At 67.3% G+C, this 26,341-nt stretch carries 26 protein-coding genes and 4 tRNA genes; 15 read left to right on the plus strand and 15 right to left on the minus strand.

The features are described 5' to 3' along the window. Position 1: 1 nt before the first annotated feature. Both BN3385_RS22890 and BN3385_RS22895 read right to left on the minus strand, forming a co-directional pair. Positions 2-1,069, minus strand: a complete 1,068-nt coding sequence (locus BN3385_RS22890) for an NAD(P)H-dependent amine dehydrogenase family protein (RefSeq protein ID WP_059020263.1) — start codon at positions 1,067-1,069, stop codon at positions 2-4. Continuing rightward, positions 1,066-1,938 carry an SDR family NAD(P)-dependent oxidoreductase gene (locus BN3385_RS22895; protein ID WP_059020265.1) on the minus strand — a complete coding sequence of 291 codons (873 nt, stop codon included), beginning with the start codon at positions 1,936-1,938 and terminating at the stop codon, positions 1,066-1,068. The genes BN3385_RS22890 and BN3385_RS22895 overlap by 4 nt, the downstream gene beginning before the upstream one ends. 91 nt (positions 1,939-2,029) lie before the next feature. On the opposite strand from BN3385_RS22895, the gene BN3385_RS22900 reads away from it, so the two are divergent. Both BN3385_RS22900 and BN3385_RS22905 read left to right on the plus strand, forming a co-directional pair. Further along, a complete protein-coding gene (locus BN3385_RS22900) occupies positions 2,030-3,235 on the plus strand; it encodes a thiolase family protein (RefSeq protein ID WP_059020267.1) in 1,206 nt (401 codons plus the stop codon). Between the two features lies 1 nt (position 3,236). Then, positions 3,237-3,647 carry a Zn-ribbon domain-containing OB-fold protein gene (locus BN3385_RS22905; RefSeq protein WP_059020268.1) on the plus strand — a complete coding sequence of 137 codons (411 nt, stop codon included), beginning with the start codon at positions 3,237-3,239 and terminating at the stop codon, positions 3,645-3,647. A 3-nt stretch (positions 3,648-3,650) separates the two neighbouring features. Here BN3385_RS22905 and BN3385_RS22910 read toward each other — a convergent pair whose 3' ends face one another. From BN3385_RS22910 to BN3385_RS22920, 3 genes are all read right to left on the minus strand, one after another. After that, positions 3,651-4,115 carry an ATP-binding protein gene (locus tag BN3385_RS22910; protein WP_059020270.1) on the minus strand — a complete coding sequence of 155 codons (465 nt, stop codon included), beginning with the start codon at positions 4,113-4,115 and terminating at the stop codon, positions 3,651-3,653. A 30-nt stretch (positions 4,116-4,145) separates the two neighbouring features. Then, entirely contained in the window at positions 4,146-4,538 is a 393-nt protein-coding gene (locus tag BN3385_RS22915) for an STAS domain-containing protein (RefSeq protein ID WP_082690602.1), read from the minus strand. Positions 4,539-4,814: 276 nt separating this feature from the next. Further along, the gene (locus tag BN3385_RS22920; protein WP_059020272.1) at positions 4,815-5,531 is read right to left on the minus strand and encodes a FadR/GntR family transcriptional regulator; all 717 of its coding nucleotides are present in this window, start codon (positions 5,529-5,531) and stop codon (positions 4,815-4,817) included. 88 nt (positions 5,532-5,619) lie between these two features. Here BN3385_RS22920 and BN3385_RS22925 point away from each other — a divergent pair, with 88 nt between their 5' ends. Next, entirely contained in the window at positions 5,620-7,008 is a 1,389-nt protein-coding gene (locus BN3385_RS22925; protein WP_059020274.1) for a cytochrome P450, read from the plus strand. Between the two features lie 20 nt (positions 7,009-7,028). On the opposite strand, the gene BN3385_RS22930 is transcribed toward BN3385_RS22925, so the two are convergent. The 3 genes from BN3385_RS22930 to BN3385_RS22940 all read right to left on the minus strand — a co-directional run bounded on the left by BN3385_RS22930 (position 7,029) and on the right by BN3385_RS22940 (position 11,069). Next, positions 7,029-7,532, minus strand: a complete 504-nt coding sequence (locus tag BN3385_RS22930) for a nuclear transport factor 2 family protein (RefSeq protein WP_059020276.1) — start codon at positions 7,530-7,532, stop codon at positions 7,029-7,031. Between the two features lie 61 nt (positions 7,533-7,593). Beyond that, positions 7,594-10,803, minus strand: a complete 3,210-nt coding sequence (locus BN3385_RS22935) for a tetratricopeptide repeat protein (protein WP_059020278.1) — start codon at positions 10,801-10,803, stop codon at positions 7,594-7,596. Positions 10,804-10,997: 194 nt separating this feature from the next. After that, positions 10,998-11,069, minus strand: a tRNA-Val gene (locus BN3385_RS22940). Between the two features lie 171 nt (positions 11,070-11,240). On the opposite strand from BN3385_RS22940, the gene BN3385_RS22945 reads away from it, so the two are divergent. From BN3385_RS22945 to BN3385_RS28365, 7 genes are all read left to right on the plus strand, one after another. Then, positions 11,241-11,313, plus strand: a tRNA-Gly gene (locus BN3385_RS22945). A gap of 28 nt (positions 11,314-11,341) precedes the next feature. Continuing rightward, positions 11,342-11,415: transfer RNA gene (locus BN3385_RS22950), tRNA-Cys, on the plus strand. Positions 11,416-11,435: 20 nt separating this feature from the next. Then, positions 11,436-11,510, plus strand: a tRNA-Val gene (locus BN3385_RS22955). 168 nt (positions 11,511-11,678) lie between these two features. Further along, entirely contained in the window at positions 11,679-12,356 is a 678-nt protein-coding gene (locus tag BN3385_RS22960; protein ID WP_059020280.1) for a TetR family transcriptional regulator, read from the plus strand. 47 nt (positions 12,357-12,403) lie between these two features. After that, positions 12,404-13,042: a TetR family transcriptional regulator gene (locus tag BN3385_RS22965; RefSeq protein ID WP_059020282.1), complete on the plus strand. Its 639-nt coding sequence runs from the start codon at positions 12,404-12,406 to the stop codon at positions 13,040-13,042. A gap of 256 nt (positions 13,043-13,298) precedes the next feature. Continuing rightward, a complete protein-coding gene (locus tag BN3385_RS22970; protein WP_059020284.1) occupies positions 13,299-14,042 on the plus strand; it encodes a TetR-like C-terminal domain-containing protein in 744 nt (247 codons plus the stop codon). Continuing rightward, complete coding sequence (locus BN3385_RS28365; RefSeq protein ID WP_156432856.1) at positions 13,946-14,401, plus strand: hypothetical protein; 456 nt, start codon at positions 13,946-13,948, stop codon at positions 14,399-14,401. Before BN3385_RS22970 ends, BN3385_RS28365 begins: the two co-directional genes overlap by 97 nt. On the opposite strand, the gene BN3385_RS22980 is transcribed toward BN3385_RS28365, so the two are convergent. From BN3385_RS22980 to BN3385_RS22990, 3 genes are all read right to left on the minus strand, one after another. Then, complete coding sequence (locus BN3385_RS22980) at positions 14,398-14,703, minus strand: hypothetical protein (RefSeq protein ID WP_059020288.1); 306 nt, start codon at positions 14,701-14,703, stop codon at positions 14,398-14,400. The genes BN3385_RS28365 and BN3385_RS22980 overlap by 4 nt on opposite strands. 288 nt (positions 14,704-14,991) lie before the next feature. After that, positions 14,992-15,264, minus strand: a complete 273-nt coding sequence (locus tag BN3385_RS22985; RefSeq protein ID WP_059020290.1) for an EF-Tu/IF-2/RF-3 family GTPase — start codon at positions 15,262-15,264, stop codon at positions 14,992-14,994. A gap of 34 nt (positions 15,265-15,298) precedes the next feature. Then, the gene (locus BN3385_RS22990) at positions 15,299-15,805 is read right to left on the minus strand and encodes a hypothetical protein (protein ID WP_156432857.1); all 507 of its coding nucleotides are present in this window, start codon (positions 15,803-15,805) and stop codon (positions 15,299-15,301) included. Positions 15,806-15,920: 115 nt separating this feature from the next. Here BN3385_RS22990 and BN3385_RS22995 point away from each other — a divergent pair, with 115 nt between their 5' ends. Continuing rightward, positions 15,921-16,481, plus strand: a complete 561-nt coding sequence (locus tag BN3385_RS22995) for a hypothetical protein (RefSeq protein WP_059020293.1) — start codon at positions 15,921-15,923, stop codon at positions 16,479-16,481. Here the strand turns inward: BN3385_RS22995 and BN3385_RS23000 are convergent. The 3 genes from BN3385_RS23000 to BN3385_RS23010 form a co-directional block, all read right to left on the minus strand. Then, complete coding sequence (locus tag BN3385_RS23000; protein ID WP_059020295.1) at positions 16,478-18,316, minus strand: AMP-dependent synthetase/ligase; 1,839 nt, start codon at positions 18,314-18,316, stop codon at positions 16,478-16,480. The two genes, BN3385_RS22995 and BN3385_RS23000, sit on opposite strands and share 4 nt — an antisense overlap. 63 nt (positions 18,317-18,379) lie before the next feature. Further along, positions 18,380-18,832: an SRPBCC family protein gene (locus BN3385_RS23005; RefSeq protein ID WP_059020297.1), complete on the minus strand. Its 453-nt coding sequence runs from the start codon at positions 18,830-18,832 to the stop codon at positions 18,380-18,382. A gap of 65 nt (positions 18,833-18,897) precedes the next feature. Beyond that, on the minus strand, positions 18,898-19,182 hold the full coding sequence (locus BN3385_RS23010) for a hypothetical protein (RefSeq protein WP_059020299.1): 285 nt from the start codon (positions 19,180-19,182) through the stop codon (positions 18,898-18,900). Between the two features lie 148 nt (positions 19,183-19,330). Between BN3385_RS23010 and BN3385_RS23015 the strand changes: the two genes are divergently transcribed. The 3 genes from BN3385_RS23015 (at position 19,331) to BN3385_RS23025 (ending at position 24,435) form a co-directional block, all read left to right on the plus strand. Beyond that, positions 19,331-19,861, plus strand: coding sequence for a GNAT family N-acetyltransferase (locus BN3385_RS23015; RefSeq protein ID WP_059020302.1), 531 nt, complete (start codon positions 19,331-19,333; stop codon positions 19,859-19,861). A 123-nt stretch (positions 19,862-19,984) separates the two neighbouring features. Beyond that, on the plus strand, positions 19,985-24,133 hold the full coding sequence (locus BN3385_RS23020) for a SpoIIE family protein phosphatase (RefSeq protein WP_231748800.1): 4,149 nt from the start codon (positions 19,985-19,987) through the stop codon (positions 24,131-24,133). Continuing rightward, positions 24,130-24,435 carry an STAS domain-containing protein gene (locus BN3385_RS23025; RefSeq protein WP_059020306.1) on the plus strand — a complete coding sequence of 102 codons (306 nt, stop codon included), beginning with the start codon at positions 24,130-24,132 and terminating at the stop codon, positions 24,433-24,435. The genes BN3385_RS23020 and BN3385_RS23025 overlap by 4 nt, the downstream gene beginning before the upstream one ends. Here the strand turns inward: BN3385_RS23025 and zapE are convergent, their stop codons facing one another. Beyond that, positions 24,436-25,527 carry a cell division protein ZapE gene (zapE, locus tag BN3385_RS23030; RefSeq protein WP_082690606.1) on the minus strand — a complete coding sequence of 364 codons (1,092 nt, stop codon included), beginning with the start codon at positions 25,525-25,527 and terminating at the stop codon, positions 24,436-24,438. Here zapE and BN3385_RS23035 point away from each other — a divergent pair. After that, positions 25,526-26,308, plus strand: coding sequence for a pyrimidine reductase family protein (locus tag BN3385_RS23035; protein WP_059020310.1), 783 nt, complete (start codon positions 25,526-25,528; stop codon positions 26,306-26,308). The two genes, zapE and BN3385_RS23035, sit on opposite strands and share 2 nt — an antisense overlap. Positions 26,309-26,341 lie beyond the last annotated feature (33 nt).

The raw sequence follows: 26,341 nt of genomic DNA on the forward strand, positions 1-26,341 counted from the left end.
CTCACCACATCACGTTGTCGGCATGTGCGGCAGGCAGATCCTTGACCGCCAGCAGACCCGGCGGCGCCGCACACACATCGTGAATCGCGTTGACCGCCCGCGCGGCGGTCGAGATCACCCCGCCCTGGTTGTGGTCGACGCCGTCGAGGCCCAGGTGGGTGTTGATCTCCACGCCCGGGTTGCCGCGCACCACCACCCGGTGCACCCCGGGCCGGTTGTCCGGCGGGCAGGGCCAGTCCGGTGCCGCCGCGGACGTGAGCCGGTTGACGTGCTCCATGGTGATGACGGGTTGCCCGTCACGCATTCCCTCGACCGCGAACCGCACCGCGGCCACATGCCCGGGCGGAACGGTCATCATGGTGCACTCGATCTGTTCGGGGGTGACCCAGCTTTCGTGGCGTTCGCGCACCTCGTCGAGGGTGATGCCGAACAGCGCGGCCAGAGACCGGACCTGGCCACCCCACAGCGAGGACAGCACACCCGGGGCGAACATGATCGGGGTGTGATCCGGCGTGGTTCCGAAACCGAAACTGACACCGGTGAATTCGGCGTCATCGTAGGTGCCGTAGTCGCAGATCTCCGAGACGGTGACCGAAGTGGCACGCCCGGTGAGCGACAGCGCGGTGTAGACGAGGCTGTCCCCGGAGAAGCCCGGATCGACCCCGTTGATGTAAAGCGAGGTGCCGCCGGCCTCGCACGCCTTGGCCAGCGGGGCGCGCATCCACTCGTCGGCCTGGTAGGGCGCCACCAGCCAGACCATCGAGGTGCCAACCACATTGGTGCCCGCGCGCAGGAACCGGGAGATCTCCTCGATGGCCTCCTGCGGGCGCATCTCGGCCTGCGAGGTGTAGACCACGCAGTCGGCGTCCAGTGCCAGCAGTGCGTCGATGTCGTCGGTTGCCAGGACGCCGGTCGGTTCGGACAGCCCGCACAGTTCGGCGGCGTCGCGCCCGACTTTGTCCGCACCGTGGGCATGTAGGCCCACCAGGCGCAGATCGGGGCGCTCGATGATCATCTTCAGCGCGTGGATGCCGACGTTGCCGGTGGAGAATTGGATGACATTTTTCATAGCAGGTCCGTAATCGTCTTGAGGCCCGCCTCGTAGAGCACGCCGGGAAGCATCCCGCCGTCCATCTCGATGGTCGTGCCGTTGATGAAATCGGCTGTGCCACTGCACAGGAACACCACTGCGCGGCCCACCTCGGCCGGCTCACCGGCGCGGTGCAGCGGAACGTCGCGGAAGTACCTCTCCCCCGTCGGATCATCCTTGGGGAGAACGAACGACTGGAAGTTGTCGGTCATCGTCGGGCCCAGCGCCAGACAGTTCACCCGAACCTTCGGTCCCCACTCCTCGGCCAGCGAGCGCGTCATGTGGTTGAGACCGGATTTCGCCGCCCCGTAGGACACCAGGGTCGGCGAACCGGCCGGGTGCCCGGCCCCGCTGGAGATGTTGACGATCGACCCGGTGCCGTCCTGCTCGCGCATCTGGCGATACACCCGGATGGCGAACCACAACGGGCTGGTCAGATTCATCTGAATGGCGAACTGGTGGAACAACACCGTGCGTTCGAAGTCGTCGGCCGCCGCGGGCGCTCCCTGGATACGTGCGACAAGCGCGGGGACGTCCTCGACATGCGGTGTGGGCACCGTGCCGCCGGCGTTGTTGACCAGGATGTCGATGCGGCCGTAGTCGGCGACCACCCCGGCGACGAACTCGTCGACCGCGCGGAAGTCACCTTGGTCGCAGACACGTTGCGAGGAGCGCGCCAGCCACTCGGGGTTCTCGGCCGCCCCGGGCAGGGCGTCCAGTGGCCCGCGCGAGCAGCCGATGACGGTGGCACCCGCGCGCAGTAGTTCTTGGGCGATCCCGAGGCCGACACCTCGAGACGTTCCGGTCACGACGGCGACTTTGCCGTCCAGTGGTGAGACATCGCTCACAATGGTGGACCCTTTCCCGGACGACGATTTTCATAGAGCGCTCAATATGATTACATGCTCAATGTTCTTGGGCAATTACGGAAGGGCTGCCATGGGTCTTCGAGGGGATGCCGCAATCGTCGGGTACACCGAGATGCCCTCCACCAAGCGCCCCACCGGCCCGCTGCTCTTCAGCCTCGAGCACTGGGCCAAGCTGGCCGCCGCAGCACTCGACGATGCGGGCCTGTCGGCCACCGACGTCGACGGCATCTGCACCACGTATCTGCAGGAATCGCAGATCTTCGCACCGTCCACCGTCATCGAATACCTCGGCATCAAGGCCAATTTCGCCGAGATGGTCGACCTCGGCGGCGCCAGTGCGGTGGCCATGGTGTGGCGGGCGGCCGCGGCCATCGAGCTGGGGTTGTGCAACGCGGTGCTATGCGTGATCCCCGGTACGCCGATGTCCCCGGTGACCGAGAAGCGCCCGCCTGATTTCGGCGACATGCTCTACTTCGGTGCCTCGAGCAACCGCTACGGCTCGCCGCAGGCCGAGTTCGAGATCCCCTACGGCAACCTCGGACAGAACGGCCCCTACGGCCAGGTCGCCACGCTGTACGCCGCCACCTACGGCTACGACGAACGGGCGATCGCCAAGATCAGCGTCGACCAACGCGTCAACGCCAACCACACCCCCGGCGCCATCTTCCGCGACACGCCGATCACCGTCGACGACGTGGTGAACAGCCCGGTGATCGCCGCACCGCTGCACATGCTCGAGATCGTCATGCCGGTGATGGGCGGAGCAGCCGTGGTGGTAACCAACGCCGAACTGGCCCGACGCGCCAAGAACCGGCCGGTGTGGGTCAAGGGATTTGGGGAACGGGTGCCCTACAAGACCCCGACCTACGCCCAGGAGCTATTGCAGACCCCGATGATCAAGGCGGCGGCGTCGGCGTTCTCGATGGCCGGGCTGGCGCCCGCCGACATGGACATGGTGTCGATTTACGACTGCTACACGATCACCGCGCTGCTCAGCCTGGAGGATGCGGGCTTCTGCGAGAAGGGCAAGGGGTTGCAGTTCGTCGCCGAGCATGACCTGACCTTCGGCGGCGACTTCCCGATGAACACCTCGGGTGGCCAACTCGGCTACGGCCAGGCCGGTACCGCCGGCGGCATGCACCACGTGTGCGATGCGACCCGCCAGATCATGGGCCGCTCGGCGGCCACGCAGGTGGCTGACTGCAACCGGGCCTTCGTCTCGGGCAATGGCGGCATCCTGTCCGAACAGACCACTCTCGTGCTGGAGGGCGACTGAAATGGCCGCGTTCGCCAAACCGATGCCGATCCCGACGCCCACCGCGCAGCCGTTCTGGGATACCTTGCTGGAGCATAAGATTCGCATCCAGTACTCGCCGTCGGCCGACAGCTACGTGTTCTACCCGCGCGTGCTGGCACCGGGAACGCTGGCCGATGATCTGCAGTGGCGGGAGATCAGCGGCGAGGGCACGCTCTACACCTTCACCGTGGCCTACCGCCCGGTGGCACCGCATTTCGCCGACGACGTGCCGCAGATCCTGGCCGTCGTGAAATGGGATGAGGGCCCGCACTTTTCCACTGAGATCGTCAACGCCGACCCGGCAACGCTGTCGGTGGGGATGCGGGTGAAACCGGTGTTCTTCGACTACCCCGACGACGGGGTCACGATGCTGCGGTACGAACCGGCCTGACAGTTAGGCGTTGACGTCGGCGGGCTGCAGAGCCGGCACGCTGTCGAATCGCAGGCATACCGTGGTGCCCAGGGCCGAAGTGTCGATAGTGACGTCATCGGCCAGTGCCCGCATCAGCGGGATACCGCGGCCACGGATGCGGCCCTGTTTGGCAGGGTCGGGCTCACGCCAGCACCCCTGGTCGGCGATCGTGACGGTCAACGTGTGGGCCGCGCGGTTGTGCACGGCCTCCACGTCGAGGGCCCCGGATCCGCCGCGCTGGAGATAGGCGAATTCCGCCGCGTTGGCCAAGGCTTCGTTGACGGCGAGCAGGATGTCGCTGAACCGGATGTCATCGAGTCCGGTATGCGCGCGCAGCCAGCGGGCGAAATCGTCGCGCACTCGGCCAGCGTTGCGGGCGTTGGCGTCAACTCCGCTGTCAGCGAACCTGTCGCCATCTTCTGGGACGTGATAACTCGGATTCGTCATGGCAAATGTCGTATACCCACCTGAGCGGGTTTACTCACCCACTGCCGCGCGCGCCTCGTCCAGAGTCGGATACAGGCCGATGATGTCAGCCAATCCCACGAGCTTGAGCGGCCTGCTGGTGGCCGGTCCGCTGGCGACGACACCGAAGCCGACGTCCGGTCCGGCGTGATCGCGGACAGCGACCAGCACGCCCATGCCCGCCGAGGCCAGGAACTCCACCTCGGTCATATCGATGATGACGGCTGCCGGGTTCTTGTCCAGCGACGTCATGATGCTGGCCTCGAGCTGGGGCGAGGTGAGCATGTCGATCACCCCGGAAGCCGAGACCACTACTGTTCGGCCGAACCACTCTTCACTGATCAGGCACCCGGTGTTGGCCGTGGTGGTGGTCACGCTGTTGGTGGCGATGGCTTGTTCGTCCAAGATTCACACCTCACTTGACGCACCACACGTGGCGCGCCTCGAGTTAGGTCAAGCACTGCAAGGCTTCTGTCTGAACCTGGCAAGAACTCACTGCAGTTACGCGCCGATCTGCTTGCGGCGCCGCGTCGACGCTCCGGTCAACGGGCTGCGTGACCTCTCCAGGTTAACCCACATCAACCGCAGACGCGGATTCCGCCGTCATCGCCGGCAGTGCCACGTCATCGCCGGGGCGACGTTCAGCGACCGGTGCGGCCTCGCCGATCGGTCGGGCCGCGCCTACCCCGCCAGTCCCTCGAGCACCGCCAGCAGGGTGGTCGTGGCCGGCTCCAGAAGGTCGGTGGCGGCCTGGCCGGCCCGCTGCGGATCGCCTGCCTCGATGGCATCGATGATTGCCAGGTAGGCATCGGATCGGCCGACTTCATCGGCCATCACCGCGCTCAGTGCGGCCAGCGCGGGTTCGTAGGTGGTGCGCAAGGTGTTGTACATCAACCGGAAGACGATGGAGTCCGCACCGTCGACGACGTGATCCCAGAACGCCAGAGCCAGTCGTTGGCGCTGCACCGGGTCGGACTCAGAATCCATGGCGTGCACCGACTCTCGCAATGTCGCAACGAGGTCGGGCCGACGGCGCTCGGCGGCCAGCGCGGCAACCTTGGGGCCGTTGTGCAGCCGGGTCTCCAGGATGCTGCGCACCACCTCAACATCGAGCTGGCCACCGCGAATCACCAACCGCGGCAGCAGATCCAGGCCCGCGTGCCGGCGAAAGTCGCGCACCGTGGTGGCGTCACCCTGACGCACCTCGATGAGTCCTGCGGCGAGCACGCCACGCAGGGCTTCGCGCACCGCCGGCCGGGACACGCCCAGCAATTCGGCGAGCTGACGCTCGCTGGGCAGCACGTCACCGGGCTGCATCTCACCGCTGAGCACGTCGGCGATGATCTGTTCCACGACTTCCTCCGGAACGGATTTGCGTTGCACCGGTTGAAGCGCCATGGGCCGATGATGACCGCCGCGCACAGCAGACGTCAAGTGGTCAGACCAATTCGGCGTGGCGGTCGAGGATGGCTCGTATGCTGGCGTTATGACCGAAGCCGCGTCGGCAGCGTTGCCGCCCGGACCTCCCCTGCCCCCCGCCATCCAGGCCGCCGTGCTGTGGCGCTACTGGCCACGATTCGTCGCCGCCTGCCGACGTCGCTACGGCAACGTCTTCACCTTGCGGGTGGCGGGACTGGGCACCATCGTCTACCTGTCCGATCGGCCGGAGATCAAGAAGGTGTTCGCCGGTGATGCCGCGACTTTCCATGCGGGAGAAGCGAATTCGATGCTGACCGGACTGCTGGGACCGGCGTCGGTGCTGGTGGTCGACGAAGAGGTGCACCGCGACCGACGCAAGCTGATGCTGGAGCCGTTCACCCGAGACGCCGTGGCGCGCCAGACCGCGATCATGGCCGAGGTCGCCGCCGCCGATATCGCGTCCTGGCCGGTGGGCAAGCCGTTCGCGGTGGCACCGCGGATGTCGCAGATCACCTTGGAGGTGATCCTGCGAACGGTGATCGGGGCAACCGACCCGGCCCGGTTGGCCGCCCTGCGCGCGGTGATGCCGCGGCTACTCAACCTCTCGGCGGTCCAGCTGCTGGCCATCGCCTCACCGCGGTTGCAGAGCCGGTTGCCCTGGCGTGGGGTGCGCCGCCGCATCGAGGAGGCGGATCGGCTGTTGTACGCCGAGATCGCCGAACGTCGCGCCGACCCCGACCTGGCGTCACGCACGGACGCGCTGGCCATGCTGGTGCGCGCCGCCGACCAGGACGGCCGCACCATGACCGACGCCGAACTGCGCGATCAGCTGATGACCCTGCTGGTCGCCGGACACGACACCACCGCCACGGGGCTGTCCTGGGCCCTGGAACGGTTGACCCGCCACCCCGCGGCGCTGGCCAAGGCGGTTGCGGCTGCCGAGGCCAGTGCCGCCGGTGACCCGGCCGGCGATGAATACCTGGATGCGGTGGCCAAGGAGACGTTGCGCATCCGGCCGGTGGTGTTCGACGTCGGCCGGATCCTGACCCGCCCGGTCGACATCGCCGGCTACCACCTGTCGGCGGGCATGATGGTGGCCCCCGGGGTCGGACTGGTGCACTCCGATGGGGAGGTCTATCCCGACCCGGATCGCTTCGACCCCGATCGGATGGTGGGCGCCAGCCTGAGCCCGACGACGTGGTTGCCGTTCGGCGGCGGCGCCCGCCGCTGTTTGGGGGCCACCTTCGCGATGGCCGAGATGAGAGTGGTGCTGCGCGAGGTGTTGCGGCGCACCGAGCTGGCCACCACCACCGCCGCGGGTGAGCGTCAGCGGGTCAAGCACGTCATCCTGACGCCGGCGCGCGGTGGCCGGATCCAGGTGAATCGCATTCGGGTGCCATCGGATTCGGCTCCCGCGGTCAGTGCGCAGGCCGACGCTGCTCACCCACCGTCATAGCCGTTGTCGCCGTTGGCCTTTCACTCAGGGCGGGTGGGGCGTCGATAGAACCCCGGTGTGACGTCGACGCGAATCCTGGTGAGCGTGCGAGAGCTGATGAGCCATCGTCCGTCGACGTTGCGATAGGTCTCGTGGTAGTGACCCCAGCCGTGTAGGTGTTCTTCCACATCGCCGTTGGTCCACCACAGCCGGTCCTCCATCGCCCACACAGCCCGGGCCGTGGTGTCGGAGGTGAGTTCGATCTGTGGGGTGTGGCCGTGATGGACCGAGGTGATCGGCACCGGTCCGTCGAGGGTGGCGCGGATGGCCGCCACCAATGCCTGCCGGCCGGTCACGACCGGCGCGGGGCCGGTGCGGCGGGCGTCGCGCCAGGTGTCGCTGACGATGTCGTCGGTGTGGAAGTCGCCGTAGTGGTCCCAGTCCTTGGCGTCCATGCACCGCAGCCGCCCGGCAAAGACGGACTTGATCTCCTCGAGGGCGAGGAGTTGTTCGACGGGGCTCAGGGTGACAGGTGCGCCGCTCATGGGCTGGATCGTCGGTGGTGTTGTGGCCCGCCTCAAGGGCGGGTCCCGATCACTGGCGAGATCACGCCAGTCCGAGGGCGATGAAGATACCGCCCAGGATGACGCCCGCGGACGCCACGATGCCCGTCTTGCCCAGATTGGCCCCATCCAGCGGCTTGATCGGCAACAACGTCGAACCCGCCATGATGATTGCGGCGATAGCCAGCGCCAGGGTCAGCGGAACGCCGAGCCAAGCAGCTTCGACGAACAGCACCACACTGAGGGCGGCGAGCGCCGCCGGCGCCGCTAGGTGCACATGATTGGATTCGGCGTCGGTGTTCGCCACCGGCAGCGGCGCCCACGGCGTCCCAATGGCTCCGGTGACCAATCCGAGCGCCAGACCGGGCGGCCACGCACCTTGCGTCACGACAACGTCGCGGCGATCCGCGACGACCTTCCGGGCATGCAGAGCCAGACCGGCGATCACTGCCACCCCGACGGCGTAAGCCACGATCTCCGTCGGTCCACTGGTATGACGGAAGTAGGTCATCAGGAAGGCCAGGACCGTGACGATCATGGCCACTGCGGCCCGGCGCAGCCAGTGGGGTCCGCGAATCTTGTTGAGCCGCTCCGAAAGTGGTTCGAGCCACTGTCGGGCCAGATCACCGCCGCCACCGCCCGAGGACCGAACAAGACCAAGTGCGATGAGGGCGGCGGCAAGTAGTCCGACGCTGGCGACGGGCGCGGTCTTCTGGGATTGCGCCAGGCTCCATTGCGGTGGCAGCGGCTTGGACAGGTCGAGCGCGGTCCGGTAGACGGAGTCGTCGATGAGCAGTTCGCGGCGCCGGTCCTTGAGGCTGGGGTCGAGCCGAAACGCGCGCGCGAACGCACCCTGGGATGTCAGCAGGTGTAACGGTCCTCGCCGGCTTTCCACGACGGCGAGGTTGAACCAGCCCAGCGCATAGTCGGGTTTGGCCCCGACGGCTTGCTGCAGGGCCGCCGCGGCGGCACCGTTATCGTGGCTACGGGCAAGCTGTACGCCGAGATCGTTGGCGGCGGCGAACGCTCCGGGGTCGGACATCAGCGCGGCGCGGTTGTCCCCGATTGCTCTGCCGGTGTCGCCAGCACGCTCGGCCACGAAGCCTGCCGACATCAGGAACACCGGGTTCTTGGGATCGGAGTCGACGGCCTTGGCGATGCTGGCCTGCGCGTGTTCGATATCTCCCAGGCCCAGGTAGGCCAGGGCGAGGTTGTTGTGGACGACCTCGGGTCTGATGCCCTTGTCGAGGAGTTCGGACGCCACGGACAGCGCCGCCCTGTAGTTGTCGACGGCGCCGTTGAGATTGCCGGTGGCGCTTTGATGATCGGCCAGCTGTACCGACGCGTGGTAGACCAGCGCGGCGAACTCGCCCGCCGTGTCGCGATTGCCGCGCGACATCTGATAGGCGTAGCCCCTGGTGCCGTTCTGCTGGAGCTCGACGAGCAGCGGCACGGCCTCGTCGTTGCGGTCTGCTTTCACCAGCGCGGCGGCCCGACCGAGCTGTGCCCGGCTCACACTCAGATCGTCGTTCCAGTCCGCCAAGCGGGCCAGACGGGCCGCATCGCCGAAACTCGCTGCGGCCTCGTTGTAGTGACCGTCCAGGAACTCCACTTCGCCCAGTCGAAGCAGTGGCAGCGAGCTCTTCTCGCCGACCTCGATCTCCCAGCGCGCGATGGCCTGCCGTGCAGCTCCCAGATCCCCCGCCCAGCGCAGCAGGTTCTGCCAGCTGTCGAAGGCTTGATCGGTGGTGATGTTCATCGACACATTCGACGTAACCGGTTGCCCGGCAGCGACTTGCGCGACAGCGAAGACAGGAGCGTCGTTTCCAGGGCAACCACCACCCGCCGCCAGGTTCGGTCTGCTGGCCGGAAAGACCTGGGGCCAACGCCGAAGCACCTCCGCGGCGCGGCCCGCGGCGATCGCATCCCGTCGCCACGCCAGCGCCGGACACAGCGTCAGGGTCGCCGTCACCGGTCCGTCGTCGCGGTACTGCGGGATGAAGGACAGATCCTGCACCGCGCCGCCCGCGCCGCCTCTGGGCACCAGGAGCACCTGCAGGGGCGCCAAGGTGTCCGCGCCCGCCGACAGGGGAACACTTGCATCGAACGGCAGGCCGCGGTCCCAGGATTCCAGCACCGGGAGGAATTGTGCCGCAGGCGGATACGCGGAGACGCCAGCCCGCTCGAGCCGACGCGCGGCATCCTCGGCCGCTGGCATGTCGTGATCAGCCTGCTGTGCGCTGAGCAGAACCTCCATGGCCACGCCGGGACGCCGTGACTGCACCGCGCTGTCGGCGAGCTCGACCGCACGTTCGGGTTCGCCGAGACCGATGAAGGCGCGGGCCCGGCCGAGGTCGGCGCTGAGTGGGTCACCGAGTTCGGCGACCCGGTTGTATTGCCGAAGGGCCTGCCTGAGGTAGTCGCGGGCGGTGAACGGCTCGCTGTAGAGCAATCGCAGGCCGGTGCGCAGGTAGGCGTCGCCGAGGCCGCTGCGCACCCAGGCGTCGTCGGGGAACCGTTGGGCGAGTTGCTCGAAGGTGCGGCGCGAAGCTGCCAAGGCGCCGCGGGTCCGAGAGTCGGTCTGGGAAGGGCGCGGGTCTGAGTCGGCGATCTGTCCGCGCAGCTGCGTCTGCCCGACAATCCATGCCGGTGTCGGGTCATCGGGACAAGCCGCCTCAGCGCTGCCCAGTTCGTCGGCGAGGATCCTCGCCGACGTACTCGGATCCGAGGCCACCAGCAGCAGCAGGTTCAGCGCCGTCTCACAGCCACCGGTCGACCGGGTGCGATCGAGAACCGCGTACGCCGCGCGTGCGGCATTAGCGGCGGTGGACTCCGCGTTCGGTTCGCCCGCCAGTTTGATCAGCGCGGCTGCCAGTTGTGTTGCGTTACTGCGTAATTGGTCCGGCGGTGCATTGGTGAGGATCGCGTCGAATGGAGCGTAATGGTAGGGGTAGGCGAAGTCGAGCGACGATTCCGGATTGGCTCTCGTCAGCGGGTAGATCTCGTCGTTCGAGGAGAGCAGATCCGTGAGCTCCGTGGCACCCGGAAGTCCCAGTGCGGCAACGGCATGGGGCTCGATGTCCTGGACCCGGCTGACGGTCACATCGGCTGATAGTCCGATCGGCAGGGTACGGACAGCGGTCGCATCGGCACGTGGCGCGCCCGCGATCACCCTTGGAGTCGGATCGACCGGCTTCACGGGTAGCAACGTGGCGGCCAGGCACGCCAGCGGGGCGAACGCGACGAGCAGCACGGCGCCGAGGGCGGCAAGCGCTATCGCCCCGCGTCGGCTTGAGGCGACGGCCGGCGGCGTCGGCCCGGTCGGGGGTGTCTGCCCAGGCGGGGGCACCACAGCGCAAGTAAATCGCAAGTCAAGGATGTTTGCGATCGACATCGACCGAATGGGGTCGGTGACGAGATGCAAGCCTGAGCGGCGAACTCCTGAAGTGGTCCCGGCTGGGATCGAACCAGCGACCTTCCGCGTGTGAGGCGGACGCTCTCCCGCTGAGCTACGAGACCAAGTGGCAGACCGCCCTGAGGCGGCGGTGACGCCGAGGAGGAACACTAGCACGACCCGGGGATCGGCTCGGAATGCGCTCGTCACCGGACGTGACCATAGGGATTTGTGTGGCTTCGGTTGCGTCGACTATTGTCGTGCATCGCACCGAGTGACGATCTCATTCGGAGCACGCGGATGTAGCGCAGTTGGTAGCGCATCACCTTGCCAAGGTGAGGGTCGCGGGTTCGAATCCCGTCATCCGCTCGAAGGTGCAACTGGCATCAGACCCAACGGTGGAGTGGCCGAGTGGTGAGGCAACGGCCTGCAAAGCCGTGCACACGGGTTCGATTCCCGTCTCCACCTCCAAAGGATCTAACGATCTACCCGCGCGATTAGCTCAGCGGGAGAGCGCTTCCCTGACACGGAAGAGGTCACTGGTTCAATCCCAGTATCGCGCACCAGAGCGACCCGACGAGCCCGGCTTCGGCCGGGCTTGTGTCGTCTTGGGTCACCGAGCGGCGTTGCACGCGAGCACGACGCCGACCCCGAACTCCACGTCAACTCCGGCGGCCGATCGTAGACTCGACTTTGCCGGTGATCCTCGTGCCGGCCGGGGATGGGGGTCCACCGTGGCAGTGCAGGCCCGGGCTGAGGCAACGCGCCAGAAGATCGTCGAGTCTGCTGTAGACCTGTTCGACAGCGTCGGCTACGGCGATACCGGCCTGGCCGACATCATGTCCCACGCCGAGATCACCAAGGGCGCTTTCTACTACCACTTCAGCAGCAAGGATGCGGTGGCCAGCGCCATCATCGAGCAGTCCGAGGACGACTTCCGCGAGTCGATGATCCGGATCATTAGTGCCACCGACTCCCCCGCACTCGACAATCTGATGCGCGCCACCTTCGCGGTGGCCCACATGCACACCCGAGACCCCCTCACCCGCGTCGCCAACCAGCTGCGGCAGTCGCTGTCCCAGGTCACCGAAACCGGCGCCGAGGTCTACACGCGCCGCCAGTCCGAGATCTTCGGGGTGATGACCGACGCCATCCGCCGCGGCATGGAGGCCGGCGACCTCACCGAGGATGTCGATGCCGACGCAGTGGCCCGAACCCTGTGGGCGGCGTCGCTGGGCAACCGCATCCTGTCCGATGCCCTCGGTGACGACATCTTCGCCCACCTGTCGCACATCTGGCAGGTGCTGGTGCGCGCGATCGTGCCTACGACATCGGTGCGGTATTTCCACGAGCTCGCCAGCCGCATGGGGCAGCAGTACGCAGATCACGGGATCGACCGATCAACCCGGTGAGCTGATTTAGGCTGGGGCTGGATCCCGGTACTTGAGGGGGTGAATGGGTGGCGCAGGCCAGAGCCGAGGTGACGCGTCAGTCCGTCGTCGATGCGGCCATCAGCCTGTTCAGCAAAAAGGGTTACGGCGAAACAACTTTGGCCGAAGTGCAACAGCTCGCCGGGGTGACCAAAGGCGCGTTCTACTACCACTTCGACTCCAAGGATGCGCTGGCCGCCGCCGTGATCGCGGAGTTCCACGACAAGATCCGCACCGCGTTCCGACAGGCCATCGACCCACCCGCGCAACCGACGATGGAGAACATCATCCGCGGCACCTTCGCTGTCGCCGAGTTGATGCAGAACGACGAGTCGGTTCAGGTGGGCAACGAGCTGTCCCAAGCCCTCGGCCAGGTCAGCGATGCCGGCCGAAAGATTTTCGCCCAGACCACGGTGGCGTTCGTCGGCGAGGTCGCGAAGGCCTTCGCCGGCAGTGATCTGCGCTCTGACGTCGACCCTGCCGACGTGGGCGAGTGCATCTGGGTGGGTGTGATCGGCTGCCAGTTCCTGGCCGCGGCCCTCGGCGATGACCTCGTGGACCGACTCGCCCGAGCCTGGCGCGTTCTGCTGCGGGCGATCGTTCCTGCCGAGTCGCTGCCCTACTTCGACGAGGTGCTGCGCCGCGCTGCCGCCGAGCGCGACTGCTAGCACGCCAAGTCTTACCTTGTCGTCAATTTTGTCGGCCGAAGCGGCCCCGAGTGGGACGGTAGTGGCGTAAATTTTCGCGAGGTTGAGAGAACAGCCGATCTGCCGGTTCTGCGCCGACGCGCCGCGAGGAACGCGACCGCGAACCGCCACATGCAGGTCTCCAGGGGCGGGACATCGTAGCCATCCCCTTGCGCTATGCGCGCCCGCCTCTGGAGACCATCTGGACGGCTGCCGGTTCGCCGGCCGGGGGGACGAGATGGACGGGGTACCGGGCGCGGCGCTGACCCAGCGCGTCATCACGGCGGCGAACGAGGAACTCGCTCTACGCGGCATCGACAACTTCACCATTGAGGGTGTGGCCGCGCGGGCAGGTGTCGACGCCGACTCGATCAAGCAGGTCTGGGGTGATCGACGGATACTGCTGATGGACGCGCCTCTGCGCGGCGCGGAGAAGACCGTGCCGATCCCCGATACCGGTTCGCTGCGCTCCGATATCGCGATCTACGCCCACTTGGTGACGGCAGCATCACGCAATCCGCGGGCGCGGGCGGTGTTCTTCTCCCTGATTCCACCGAGCAGGGATTGGGACCCCACCGAGGTCAGATCGGATTACTGGGACATCCGCTTCCAGGAGCTGGCCACCATCCTGCACCGGGCCGCCGCACGCGGGGAACTGCGCAGTGACGTGGACCCGCTGGAAGCGGTGCGGTTGTTGAGCACTGCCCTGCACCACGACGTCTTCTTCGCCGACAGCCCCATCCGCCCGGAATACGTCGAGCAAGTTCTCGACATCTTCATCAGAGGGATTGTTCGAGAAGACGGAAATCACAAGGCATTTCATACCTTCGGTCTTTTGCCCCGGATTGCCGCCACCGCGCGCTCGAAGCGGTTTATCGTCGAATCGTGGACATGGCCGAAAAGGCTGAACAGATTCGCATTCACGAGGCGCTGGAGGATGCCGAACGTGATCGCGGATGGACCCGCACGCGCGAGGCGTTAGACGAGCTGGCACCGGAGGTGGTCGCCGAGTGCGCGCGGCGACACGTCAAGAAGACCCGTCTGGGCCGGCTGAGAGCAGCCAGCGGTTGGGTTTTCACCCTGTGCGCCGACCACCGTCCCGGCGAACCCCACATCTGCATGCATGTGGCGTTCCACCCCAACGCCACATGGACGCTCCTGGGATGCCATGACGGAGTGTGCATTACGCCTGTCGATACGAACGGACCGTTTCATCCGGGGCTACGACAGGGCTTCGTCTACGACAAGTACCGCCACGAGGCCGACGTTGTCGTGAGCTTCACCCGGGACGAACTGCGCCAGCGCATCCTGGGCCAGCTTCCGCCGGGGGGCAGTGCTTAGGTTCCGGCCGAAAACCCTTGCGGGGCGAACGACGCCACGGCGGTGACCGCCAGGGCTGTCAGGATCACGCTGGTGAGGATGACTGCCAGGATCATCTGAGTGCTGAGGTGAAAGCTGGGTTCCGGCGCATCCTCGACCTCGTCGCTGGCCTCAGTCTCGTCGGCGACCTCGGCGACGGCGGTGTCGGCAGGTGCCTCGGCAACCGTAACGGTGGGGAGCTCCGGGATCACGAACAGCGTGTGAATGGTCTGCGCGGACGGCGCATCGACGGGAGCGTCGACTTCAGCTGTCAAAAGGTTCATGTCGGTGCCTTGCTGAGGGGGAGCAGTTAGGGCCCCTTCATTAGCGCACTTATGACAGCAAATTTCTAGAGGTTTGCGGAAATTTGTTACCTAAACCACACCATCAGCGGATGGCAAGCTGAGAGGCTATCAGTCGTTGAGGGATATTTCCGCAGCTAGATCAAGATCATTCCCTGAGAAGTGACAGATTCTGCCAATTGGAATCCGCAGCCAGAGTGGGCATCCATCGAGGTTCGATCGACTGATTTTCCCGCTCGTGCAGTTTCAGCAAATCCTTAGTGGAGCTTCTTAAAAATCGACTCGGAAGCCACCCGCGGTGAGGACGTCACCGGGCCCGAGCTGGCTCTTGTCCAGATCGCGAAACAACACCCCGACGTTGTCGCCCGGTCCCGCTTCGTCGACCGTCTTGCGGAATTGCTCGATGCCGTCGACGCGCACCTGCTGGCCGCCGTTGATCTGCACCTCATCGCCGACACGCAGTGAGCCGGACTCGACCCGACCGGTCGCGACCAGACCGCGATTGCGAATGAAGAACACGTCCTGCACAGTCAGGCGAAACATGTCGCATGAGGCTACTCGCCAGGGCGGTCGGCGCCTACCAATCGAAGCCGAATCCAGAATCCTTGGCCCACAGGCAATCACCGGCCAGGCTCACCGTGAAGAGCTTCGGTAGCAGCTCGACCGGGAGCGGGACACCCGGCTCGCCCTGCGCGCGCTGTGGTGGGGCGAGCACCCCGGCGCTGACCACCGTGACCTGCTCGGCGCTGCAGACGGTGTCGGGCTCCAGCGGAGTGGCCGTCCACTGCCCGGAGCGCAGGTTCGGGTTGCGGAACCCCTGACCGTGCAGGGTGATCGCCGGCCCGTAGCTCAGCCACGCATCGTGGGGGTCGAACGGCGTCACGACCGGACTCCAGCGGTTGGCGCCGTCGGGGCCGGCCTGGCACACCAGGTAGTCGCTGCCGCCGGGAAGCTGGGTCATGACGTCAGCCTGTTCGGCGGGGCAGTCTGCCCCGGCCTGCGGCGTCGCCGTGTCTGCGGACGCGACGCCCGAGGCGAGCAGCAGCGCCGCTACGGCCACAGGGACGGCAGCTCGCTTGACCATCTTCACTCCCCCACCATCGCGCCAGCGTTCTGCAAGGTTACGTCCAGCTTTTCTGACGATGCCGTTAATACCGCGGCGCTACGATCCGCCTGACTGGGGATATGTGGGGGGCGTCATGTCGTTCGTGAAGTTGCTGCTGTCGTTCGCGCCCTGGATCGCGTTTCTGATCATCGCCAGGGACACCCTGGCGCGGGTGGAGATCGGTCTGGTGGTGGCACTGGTGCTCTCCGGCGTGATGGCGGTGCTCAAACTGCACCGCGGCATCATCATGTGGGTCGGCTTGGTCTTCTTCAGCCTCGCCACGGTCGCGGTGCTGGGTTTCCACGACATGTGGACTGTGCGTCACCTCGGCGTGCTGGCCAATGGGGCGCTGGCCCTCGGCGCCTGGGTGACCCTGGCGATCGGCAAACCGTTCACCCTCGAGTACGCCCGCGCCCACACCGACCCGGCCAAGTGGAACGACCCGTTGTTCATCCGGGTCAACGTGCTACTCACAACGGTGTGGGCCGCGGTGTTCAGCCTCAACACCGCGCTGGCCTGGGTGCAGATGAAACATCTGCTGCCCGAATGGGCCTGTCACACAGCCAGTTACGCGGCACTCATCGGTGCCGCCGCCTTCACCTCGTGGTATCCCACGCTGGTTCGCCGTCGAGCGCAGCGCGCAGCGCAATCCTAGGCGTACAGCTCGTCGAGGTTGTCGTGGAAGTTGTCCACCACTGCCTTGCGCTTGAGCTTGAGGCTGGGGGTCAGATCACCGGCTTCGACGGTCAGCTCGCGGTCGATGATGGTGAAGCGCTTGACCTGTTCCCACCGGTTGAGGTGCTTGTTGAGCTGGTCGACGTACTCCCCGATCATCTCCCGCGTCTTGTCGTCACGGGCGATCTCGGCGAAGGACTTGCCCTCCAAGCCGTTTCGGTCGGCCCACTCCCGGATCGCCTCGCCGTCGAGGCTGACCAGCGCCACACAGTAAGGCTTGCTCTCGCCATAGATGATGATCTCGCTGGCGAACGGGCACAGGCCCTTGAACGTCGCCGAGATCGCCGAGGGCGCGACGTACTTGCCCTGCGAGGTCTTGAACATGTCCTTCTTGCGGTCGGTGATCCGCAGAAAGCCCTCGGCGTCGAGCTCGCCGATATCGCCGGTGTGGAACCAGCCGTCGGGGTCGATGGCCTCGGCCGTCGCCTCGGGCAGGTCGTGATACCCGCTCATCACGCCGGGACCCTTGAGCAGGATCTCACCGTCCTCGGCGATCTTGACCTCGGTGTAGGGGAACGTCCACCCCACCGTGCCGAACCGGTAGGCCTGCGGGCGGTTGAGCGACGACGCCGCGGAAGTCTCGGTCAGGCCGTAGCCTTCCAGCACGATGGCGCCGACGGCGTCGAACCACTGCGCGACGTCGCGGTCCAGTGCCGCCGATCCGGAGATGAAGAACCGCAACCGGCCACCGAATCGCTCGCGAATCGTGGTGAACACCAAGCGGTCTGCGATCTTGTGCTGCAACGCCAGCAGCGGGCCCACCCGGTGACCGGCCTGCTTGGCCCGCGACACCTGCAACCCCACGTCGATAGCCCAGTCGAAGAGACGCTTCTTGACTCCGCCTTCCTCGGCCATCATCTCGGTGATCCGGCCATGCACCTTCTCGAAGATGCGCGGGACAGCACCCATGAACGTCGGTCGGATGATGGCCAGGTTCTCGACGATCTTGTCCACGCGGCCGTCGATCACGGTCGGGAATCCGATCACCAGCGGCAGCGCCAGCATCACCTTGCCGAACGAGTGGGCCAGCGGCAGCCACAGGTAGTTCAGGTCCTTGTCGCTGAGCACGCCCAGCGAGTCCAGCGCCGTCGCGGTATAGGTCCACGCCTCGTGATTGAGCCGCACGCCCTTGGGCTTACCCGTGGTGCCCGAGGTGTAGATCAGGGTGGCCAGCTGCTCGGGGCGGATCGCGTCGATCCGTTCGGTCACCGCGTTGGGGGTGTCGGCCAGCAGTTGCTTGCCGCGCTGCTCGAGTTCGTCGAGGGTGATCACCCAGTCGCCATCAGCGGCGCCGTCGATGATCACCACCTTCTCCACCGCGGGCAGTTCCGAGCGGTGCGCGATGAGCTTGTCCACCTGGGTCTGGTTCTCGGCCACCACAACCCGACTGCCCGAGTTGGCGACGATGAACGCCACATCCTCGGCGTTGGTGGTCGGATACACCGTCGTCGTGGCTGCCCCCGCCGACAGGATGCCGAAGTCGACGGCCACCCACTCGTACCGGGTCCCCGAGGCCAGCGCCACCCGGTCCTCGGCGTTGATTCCCAACGAAATCAGCCCCGCGGCGATCAACTCGACGCGATCACCGACCTGCTGCCAGGTGACACCGGTCCACCCGTCGTTGTCGGGGTAGCGGAATGCTTCCGCGGTGGGCGTGGCCGCGACACGGTCAAGGAACATCCGCGGCACCGACGGCGCCCGGTTGTCGATCTTGCTGATGTCGGGCCGCTCTTGGGATTTATGCAGGCCTGCCATGGTCGCGAGTTTATGAAGGCCGCACCCCTGCCGGTGGCGGAATGGGCAAGCCGACCGTTCGCGCTACGCGAATTCTCCCGGATCGCGCTGCTCGGCGAGGTTGGCCAGCCGCCACGTGCATTCCTTGTTGCGCGGCCAGACCCCGGCCAGCTGCAACCGGTCCGGCACCAACCGCGTCGGGCCCTCGACCGCCACCTCGGCCATCTCGAGCCGGCATCCCTCCGGAATATCGCTGAGCCGCAACGTAATCCGAGCGGCACCGAGGGGTCCGAGCCGGGCCAGCAATACCAGCTCCTCGTGGGGCGTGCAGCGCAGCACCACCGTCTCGTCGTTGATGACAGCGGGCCACACCCCGATCGAATGCAGGATGCGGGTGCCGGCGGCCGGCCAATCGGAGTCCACCGCCCGCATCCGGCTGTTACCGACCACCCATTGGGAGTAGGTCCAGCCGTCGGCGAGCACCTCCCACACCCTGGCGCGTGGCGCGGCGATGTCACGAGTGACGCTGGTCGGCATGGATCTCCCCGTCTGTCGGCTATCCAGCCGGGGTACCCGGGCGCCGCCGGATCACACGCCGGGCGTCACATCTGCGGAATCTGCGGCGCCTGCGGGATCTGCGGGGACAACGCCGGCGGCGGCACCCCGGGCGGGGCCACGCACGTATCGCTCTCCCCGTCGTACAACATCCCGGCCGGGCATTCGTGCACGCACTGCCAGCGGTCGGCATCGTCGGCGGCTTCGCCGCTGGGACAGTCATCAGCGGCGAACGGCGCGGATACGGGCATCGTCGCCGCGACGGGTGCGCCCGCACCGAATGCGACGAACAGTGCGGCCGCCCCGAGTCGCAGCCCGCTCTTCGCCCCCACCGGATGCCTCCCCTCCGCGGCTGGTCGCCGCAGCGAGCCTAACGCCGGGGTCCGCCGCTGCCCTGTATCCGCGGAGGCGCGCCGAGACCGACCTGGCCACCATGCTGGCCGCGATCACGTCCACGTCGCAGGACCGCACAATGGAGCCGTGACGCTGTCGATCGGACCCGCCACCGCCGCTGACGCCGCCGAACTGGCGCAGGTGGCGGCGGCCACCTTCCCGCTGGCCTGTCCCCCGTCATCACCCCCGGACGACGTCGCCGCCTTCATCGCGGCCAACCTGTCGAATGCCCGGTTCGCCGACTACCTCGCCGACCCGGCGCGGACCGTGCTGGCCGCACGGGAGGACGGCGCGATCCTGGGCTACGCGATGCTCGTGCGCGGCGCCGGAGACGACCCGGACGTCACCGCCGCCGTGACCCTTCGGCCCGCGATGGAGCTGTCCAAGATGTACGTGCTGGCACACCGGCACGGCGCCGGGGTGGCCGGTTCGCTGATGAAGCACGCGATCCAGTACGCCACCGACTCCGGAGCCCAGTGTGTGTGGCTGGGCGTCAATCAGCAGAACCAGCGCGCGCAGCGCTTCTACGGCAAGCACGGCTTCACCGTCGCCGGAACCAAGACCTTCACGTTGGGTGCGCACACCGAACACGACTACGTGATGGTCCGTCCACTCTGAGCGCCGACCAGCCCACTGTTTGCCGAGCGCCACGTAGGGTTACTTATGGGCTGACCGCTCGACGCTGAGTTCGGGGGTGTTTGCCGCCCGACGCCGAGTCGGGTCACGGCGAAAGGACACTTGGTGGGCGAGCGGGTCTTCGGCGCCGACAGCGAGGTCGGCGGTGATCTCTCCCGGGTGGATTGGTCGGCGACCCCGCTCGGGCCCCCGCGCGACTGGCCGCAGAGCCTGCGCACCGCCGTCAGCATCCTGCTGTCCACCCGATTCTCGATGTGGATGGGCTGGGGCCCCGACCTGACGTTCTTCTGCAACGCCGCCTACCGCCGCGACACCCTGGGGCGGAAGTATCCGTGGGCACTGGGCCGGCCGGCCAGCGAAGTCTGGGCGGAGATCTGGGACGACATCGCCCACCGCGTTGACCAGGTGCTCACTACTGGCACAGCGACCTGGGATGAAGCGCTCATGCTGATCTTGGAGCGGTCCGGCTACCCCGAGGAGACCTACCACACGTTCTCCTACAGCCCGCTGCGCGACGACGATTGGCAGGTTGTCGGACTGCTGTGCGTCGTCAGCGAGGACACCGACCGCGTGATCGGCGAGCGCCGGATGACCACCCTGCGCGACCTCGGATCAGACCCCTCGGTGGTGCGCACCGAGGAGGAGATGCTGGCTTTCGCCGCGCGCCAACTGGGCCGCAACGCCCGCGATCTCCCGTTCACCCTGACCTACCTGTTCGACGACGACGGCAGCGCGCGGCTGGCCGGCCTCAGCGGGATGGCTCCCGGCCATCCCGCCGCACCGCCCTGGCTGGCGGGTACCGGGCCCTCGGTGTGGCCGCTGGAGGCCGCCGCCCGCGGCGAGTCGGTACTGGTCGGGCTTGATGGGCCGCCGTTCATGGACCTGCCCACCGGAGACTGGGCCGAGCCGCCGCAGGGCGCCCTGGTGACGCCGTTGCCGGTTCAGGGCGGCGCGCCATGCGGATTCCTGGTGGCCGGGTTGAACCGCTACCGGCCGCTGGATGACGAGTACCGGGGATTCATCGACCTCGTCGCCGGGCATATCGCCACGGGCATCAGCAGCGCGCGCAGCTACCGCGCCCAGCAGCGCCGCGCCGAGGAACTCGCCGAGCTCGACCGCGCCAAGACCGCGTTTTTCTCCAACATCAGCCACGAGTTCCGCACCCCTATCACGCTGATCCTGGGACCGGTCGGCGAGCTGCGTGATCGCGCCGAGGGCGTCGACGACCACGCCCGTCAGGAACTCGACGTGGTGCACCGCAACGGCCTGCGGCTGGCCAAGCTGGTCAATACGCTGCTGGACTTCTCCCGGATCGAGGCCGGCCGGATGCGGGCCCGCTTCGAGCCGGTCGACCTCGGCGAGGTGACCGCGGAGCTGGCCAGCGTGTTCCGGTCGGCGATCGACCGGGCCGGACTGCACCTGGTGGTGGAAACCGAGCCGGTGGAACAGCCGGTCTATCTCGACCGCGACATGTGGGAGAAGGTGATCCTCAACCTGCTGTCCAACGCGCTCAAATTCACCTTCGACGGCGCGATCACCGTGCGCGTCGCCGCCGAGGACTCGCACGCCGTGGTCAGCGTGGGCGATACCGGCATCGGGGTCCCTGAAGCCGAGATGCCCCGGCTGTTCGAACGATTCCACCGCATCGAAATGGCCCGGGCCCGGTCCACCGAAGGCAGTGGCATCGGGCTGGCTCTGGTGCGCGAACTCGTCGGGCTGCACGGCGGCACCATCACCGCCGAGAGCGCCGAGGGCACCGGCACCACCTTCACGATCCGGCTGCCGCTGGGTGCCGGTCATCTGCCCGCCGACGCCGTCAGTACCGCGGGCTCGAGCTGGACGTCCTCCGGCGCCGAACCGTTCCTGCAGGAAGCCTTGCGCTGGCTGCCCGGTGACGGGCGGCCCGGCGGCGACACCGGCCAGTTGACCGCCCTGGCCGGGCCGGCGGGGCAACTCGGCTCACCGGCGCGGGTCCTGGTGGCCGACGACAACGCCGATATGCGCGAGTATCTGGTGCGGTTGCTGCACAACGCCGGCTACCAGGTCGACGCCGTCAACGACGGGCGGGAAGCGCTCGAGCGGATCCGGTCCGATCTGCCCGATTTAGTGGTCAGCGACGTGATGATGCCCCGCCTGGACGGCCTGTCCCTGGTGACGGCGCTGCGGGCCGAGGCACGCACCGTTGCGGTGCCGGTGCTGTTGCTCTCGGCACGCGCCGGGCAGGAGGCCTCCATCGAGGGGTTGCAGGCCGGGGCCGACGACTATCTGGTCAAGCCGTTCGCCGCGGCCGAACTGCTGGCGCGGGTGCGGGCCAACATCGAACTCGCCCGGCTGCGCAACCACCACAGCCGGTGGCGTACCGCTCTGGTGGAATCAATGCAGGAGGCGTTCTTCGTGGTCGACGAGCGCGGGGCGGTGATCGAGATCAATGCCGCGTTCACCGACATCCTCGGCTACGGGCCGGAAGGGCTGCCGTATCAGCCGATGCACCCGTGGTGGCCGGACGCCGGAGCCGAACCGGAGGCCAACCGGCAGATCGTCACGGCGTTCGCCGGCATCCCCGACGATCCGGACGGCACCTACACGGTGCCGGTGACCCACTGCGACGGGCACCGGCTGTGGATCACCGCCAACATCGCTCACGCCGAGGATCCCGACACCGGGCGCTCAGTCATGGTCGGCACCTTCCGCGACGTCACCGCCGAGCACTACGCCGTACAGCGCCAGACCGCACTGGCAACGCTCAATGCTCAACTGGCACAGGCAGATACCGTCGAGGATGCGCTGCACTCCGCACTCGATCAACTATGCCGGCAATGGTCGGCGGTGCGGGTGCTAGCGGCGACGTTCACCGCCCAGGGCGTCACCCCGGACGGCCAGGCCGAAGTACCGGAACTGATCAGCACACCCACCGACGCCCAATGGTCGGCCCTGTCCGAGCAGACCCGCGACCGGATCAGTGCGCTGGCCGACAGCGGGAGCCTGCTCACCGTGGACACCGGCAGCGCGGGATCGGCGGGCATCGCACTGCAGCATCCCCAAGGGATTCTCGTGGTGTGGATCGACCTGCCCGAGCAACGGCCGTACACCGCCGAGGACCAGACCCTGCTCAGCGTGCTCGCCGGTCGCCTCGGCCAGGGATTGCAGCGCGTCCACCAACTTGACCAGCAGCGCGAAACCGCACTGGCACTGCAGCATTCGATCCTCGGGCCAGCGGACCTGCCCGAGGGTTTCGCGGTCCGCTACCAGCCGGCGTCACGGCCGCTGCAGGTCGGCGGCGACTGGTACGACGTCGTCGACCTCGAGGACGGCCGGATCGCACTGGTGGTGGGTGACTGCGTCGGCCACGACCTCACTGCCGCCACGGTGATGGGCCAGTTGCGCAGCGCCTGCCGAGCACTCCTGCTCGAAAAGTCAAGCCCGGCAGCCACCTTGGCGGGCCTGGACCGTTTCGCCGCGAGGCTGCCCGGAGCACAGTGCACCACGGCGTTCTGCGCGGTGCTCGATCCGGAGACCGGCGAGCTGACCTACTCCAGCGCAGGCCACCCGCCACCGATTCTGGTCGACATCGACGGCCGGACAACCCTTCTCGAAGACGGTCATTCGATCTCGCTGGGTATCCGGCCGCAACAGGTCCGCCCCCAGGCCCAGGTGACGGTGCCCGCCCAGGCCACCCTGCTGCTCTACACCGACGGGTTGGTGGAGCGCCGGCGCCGGTCGCTGGACGACGGGATCACCGACGCCGCCGACCTGATCCGCGCGGACAGCGCACTGGACCTCGATTCGCTGGCCGACCGGATCATGTCGAAACTAGCGCCGTCCGGCGGCTATCAGGACGACGTCGCACTGCTGCTCTACCGCCATCCGGCACCGCTGCAGGTCAGGATCCCCGCTGACGCGACGCACCTGGCACCCGCCCGCGCGGCCTTGCGAAGCTGGTTGATCGCGGCCGGGATCGATCACGAGCAGGCCCAGGACGTCCTCGTCGCGGCGGGCGAAGCCGTGACCAATGCGATCGAACACGGCTACCGCAACGCCGACGGGGAAGGCACCATCACCCTGCACGCCATCTCGGAAGTGGACCAACTCCACCTGACCATCACCGATGGCGGTACCTGGAAGCCGAAGGACTCACCCGCCCAATCTCACCGCGGCCGGGGCATCCAGATCATGCGCGCGCTGATGGAAGATGTGGATATCCTTCCCGAGACCACGGGCACCACCGTCCGACTCTCCACAAGGATCCGCCGTTGAGCACGCCGTTGACCGTTCACACCCGACGTGACGACGACGTCATCGTGTTGCAGGCTATCGGCGAGATCGACGCCAGTAACGTCACCCGGTTCGCCGAAGCGCTCGACACCGTGGCATCGCAACGGGCCGCTGCACGCGTCGTCGACCTCAGCGCGGTGGAATACCTCGACAGCGCGGCGATCAATGTGCTTGTCCCGCATGCTGAATCGCTGCAGATCGTCGCCAACCCGCTACTCCTGCGCGCGTTTCAGGTCAGCGGGCTGGACAAGCTGACCACGGTGCGCACCGACCCGGCGAGCTGATCAGAGGCCGCCCTGGCGGCTCAGTGCGAGCAGTCGCGAGGTGGCGCGCAGGTACTTCTTGCGGTAGCCGCCGGCCAGCATCTCCTCGGTGAACAACGTGTCGAGCTTCGAGCCGGAGGCCACCACCGGGATCCCGGCGTCGTAGAGCCGGTCGGTCAGCGCCACCAGTCGCAGGGCGACGTTCTGGTCGTCGAGGGGATGCACGCCGGTGACATAGACCGCCGACACTCCTTCAATGAGGGTCAGGTAGCGCGACGGATGCATGGTGGCCAGATGCGCGCACAGCGCGTCGAAGTCGTCGAGCGTGGCACCAGGAGTGGCCGCCGCGCCCGCGGCGACCGCGTCGTCGGACAGCGGATCGGGCGCCGGCGGCAATCCGCGATGGCGGTAGTCCGGGCCTTCGATGCGGACTGTGGTGAAAATGCTTGCCAGCGTGTTGATCTCACGCAAGAAGTCCTGGGCGGCAAACCTGCCCTCACCGAGTTGCTCGGGCAGCGTGTTGGACGTCGCGGCGATCGACACCCCCCGCTCGACCAGTTGGGACAGCATCCGCGAGATCAACGTGGTGTTGCCGGGATCGTCGAGTTCGAACTCGTCGATGCAGAGCACCACATAGTCGGCCAGCAGGTCGATGCACTCCACGAAACCGAACACCCCGGCCAGTTGGGTCAGCTCGCCGAAAGTGGCGAACGCCCGGGGATGCTCGCTGGACTTCGGCAGTTCCCGGTAGGTCGATGCCAGCAGGTGCGTCTTGCCGACACCGAACCCGCCATCGAGATAGATGCCCACCCCCGGCAGCGTCTCGCGCTTGCCGAACATCTTCTTCTTGCCGGCCCGGCGCTGCTGCGCCTGCACACAGAACGCCCGGCAGGCGTCGAGCGCCGCGGCCTGGCTGGGCTCGGCAGGGTCGGGCCGGTAGGTGGCGAAGGTGACATCGGCGAAGGTGGGCGGCGGAACCAGTTGGGCGATCAGGCGCTCCGGCGAGACCGTGGGATGCCGATCGACGAGATGGTCAAGCCCCGGTACCGAATTGGCTTCGGCTGGGCGGCGGTCCATGGACGAACTGTAACGACGTGTTGGAATCGTTGACATGGCATGCCCACCCCACGACGGGCCGGATGGGACGTACTTCACATTGCTGGGCCCGGCGGGCCCGGTGGATGACGACGGGCTGTACGGGCTGTACGCCTATCCCGCCGACGTGGCGCAGTGGGTGCGCGGAAACATGATCAGCAGTCTCGACGGCGGGGCCGCGACCGACGGGACATCGGGCGGCCTGGGCGGATCGGGTGACCGGCGACTGTTCAACGTGTTGCGGGAGCTGGCCGACGTGATCGTGGTGGGAGCCGGGACGGCGCGCACCGAGAACTACTCGGGTGCGCAGATGACCGTCGCGCAGCGGCGCAATCGGCAGCACCGCGGTCAGACCGAGATCCCGCCCATCGCCCTGGTGACCCGATCCGGGCGCCTGGACCACGATCTGCCCGTGCTCACCCGCACCGAGGTTCCACCGTTCGTGCTCACCTGTGCCGATGCCGCCGAGCAGTCCCGCGCGCTGTTGGGGTCGGCGGCCGAGGTGATCGCCTGCAGTTCCGACGATCCGGCGCAGGTCGATCCGGCGGTGGCGGTGGCGGCGCTGGCACAGCGCGGCCTGCCGCGGATTCTGTGCGAGGGCGGCCCGAGCCTGATGGGCACCTTCCTGGCCGCGGGACTGCTCGACGAGATGTGCCTGACCAGCGCCCCGGTGCTGGTCGGCGGTGACGGGCCCCGCATCACCGCCGGGGCGGCACAGGCACTGACCCGGATGCAGCGCGCCCATCTGATCTCCGACGACGAGGGTTACCTCTACGCCCGGTACACGCGCGTGCGCTGAGCGGACATCGCCGGGCCGGTCGCTACTGTGGTG

This window comes from Mycobacterium sp. M26 (assembly GCF_001494595.1).
Taxonomy (GTDB): Bacteria; Actinomycetota; Actinomycetes; order Mycobacteriales; family Mycobacteriaceae; genus Mycobacterium.

What these genes read in the sequence shown, in the direction of transcription:
- BN3385_RS22985 (WP_059020290.1), bottom strand. Translation starts at nt 15,264, where the DNA reads ATGTTTCGCCTGACTGTGCAGGACGTGTTCTTCATTCGCAATCGCGGT.
- BN3385_RS22900 (WP_059020267.1), top strand. Translation starts at nt 2,030, where the DNA reads ATGGGTCTTCGAGGGGATGCCGCAATCGTCGGGTACACCGAGATGCCC.
- BN3385_RS22980 (WP_059020288.1), bottom strand. Translation starts at nt 14,703, where the DNA reads ATGAACCTTTTGACAGCTGAAGTCGACGCTCCCGTCGATGCGCCGTCC.
- BN3385_RS22910 (WP_059020270.1), bottom strand. Translation starts at nt 4,115, where the DNA reads ATGACGAATCCGAGTTATCACGTCCCAGAAGATGGCGACAGGTTCGCT.
- BN3385_RS22970 (WP_059020284.1), top strand. Translation starts at nt 13,299, where the DNA reads ATGGACGGGGTACCGGGCGCGGCGCTGACCCAGCGCGTCATCACGGCG.
- BN3385_RS22905 (WP_059020268.1), top strand. Translation starts at nt 3,237, where the DNA reads ATGGCCGCGTTCGCCAAACCGATGCCGATCCCGACGCCCACCGCGCAG.
- BN3385_RS22930 (WP_059020276.1), bottom strand. Translation starts at nt 7,532, where the DNA reads ATGAGCGGCGCACCTGTCACCCTGAGCCCCGTCGAACAACTCCTCGCC.
- BN3385_RS22990 (WP_156432857.1), bottom strand. Translation starts at nt 15,805, where the DNA reads ATGGTCAAGCGAGCTGCCGTCCCTGTGGCCGTAGCGGCGCTGCTGCTC.
- BN3385_RS22925 (WP_059020274.1), top strand. Translation starts at nt 5,620, where the DNA reads ATGACCGAAGCCGCGTCGGCAGCGTTGCCGCCCGGACCTCCCCTGCCC.
- BN3385_RS22920 (WP_059020272.1), bottom strand. Translation starts at nt 5,531, where the DNA reads ATGGCGCTTCAACCGGTGCAACGCAAATCCGTTCCGGAGGAAGTCGTG.
- BN3385_RS22995 (WP_059020293.1), top strand. Translation starts at nt 15,921, where the DNA reads ATGTCGTTCGTGAAGTTGCTGCTGTCGTTCGCGCCCTGGATCGCGTTT.
- zapE (WP_082690606.1), bottom strand. Translation starts at nt 25,527, where the DNA reads ATGTCAACGATTCCAACACGTCGTTACAGTTCGTCCATGGACCGCCGC.
- BN3385_RS22890 (WP_059020263.1), bottom strand. Translation starts at nt 1,069, where the DNA reads ATGAAAAATGTCATCCAATTCTCCACCGGCAACGTCGGCATCCACGCG.
- BN3385_RS23005 (WP_059020297.1), bottom strand. Translation starts at nt 18,832, where the DNA reads ATGCCGACCAGCGTCACTCGTGACATCGCCGCGCCACGCGCCAGGGTG.
- BN3385_RS23000 (WP_059020295.1), bottom strand. Translation starts at nt 18,316, where the DNA reads ATGGCAGGCCTGCATAAATCCCAAGAGCGGCCCGACATCAGCAAGATC.
- BN3385_RS23035 (WP_059020310.1), top strand. Translation starts at nt 25,526, where the DNA reads ATGGCATGCCCACCCCACGACGGGCCGGATGGGACGTACTTCACATTG.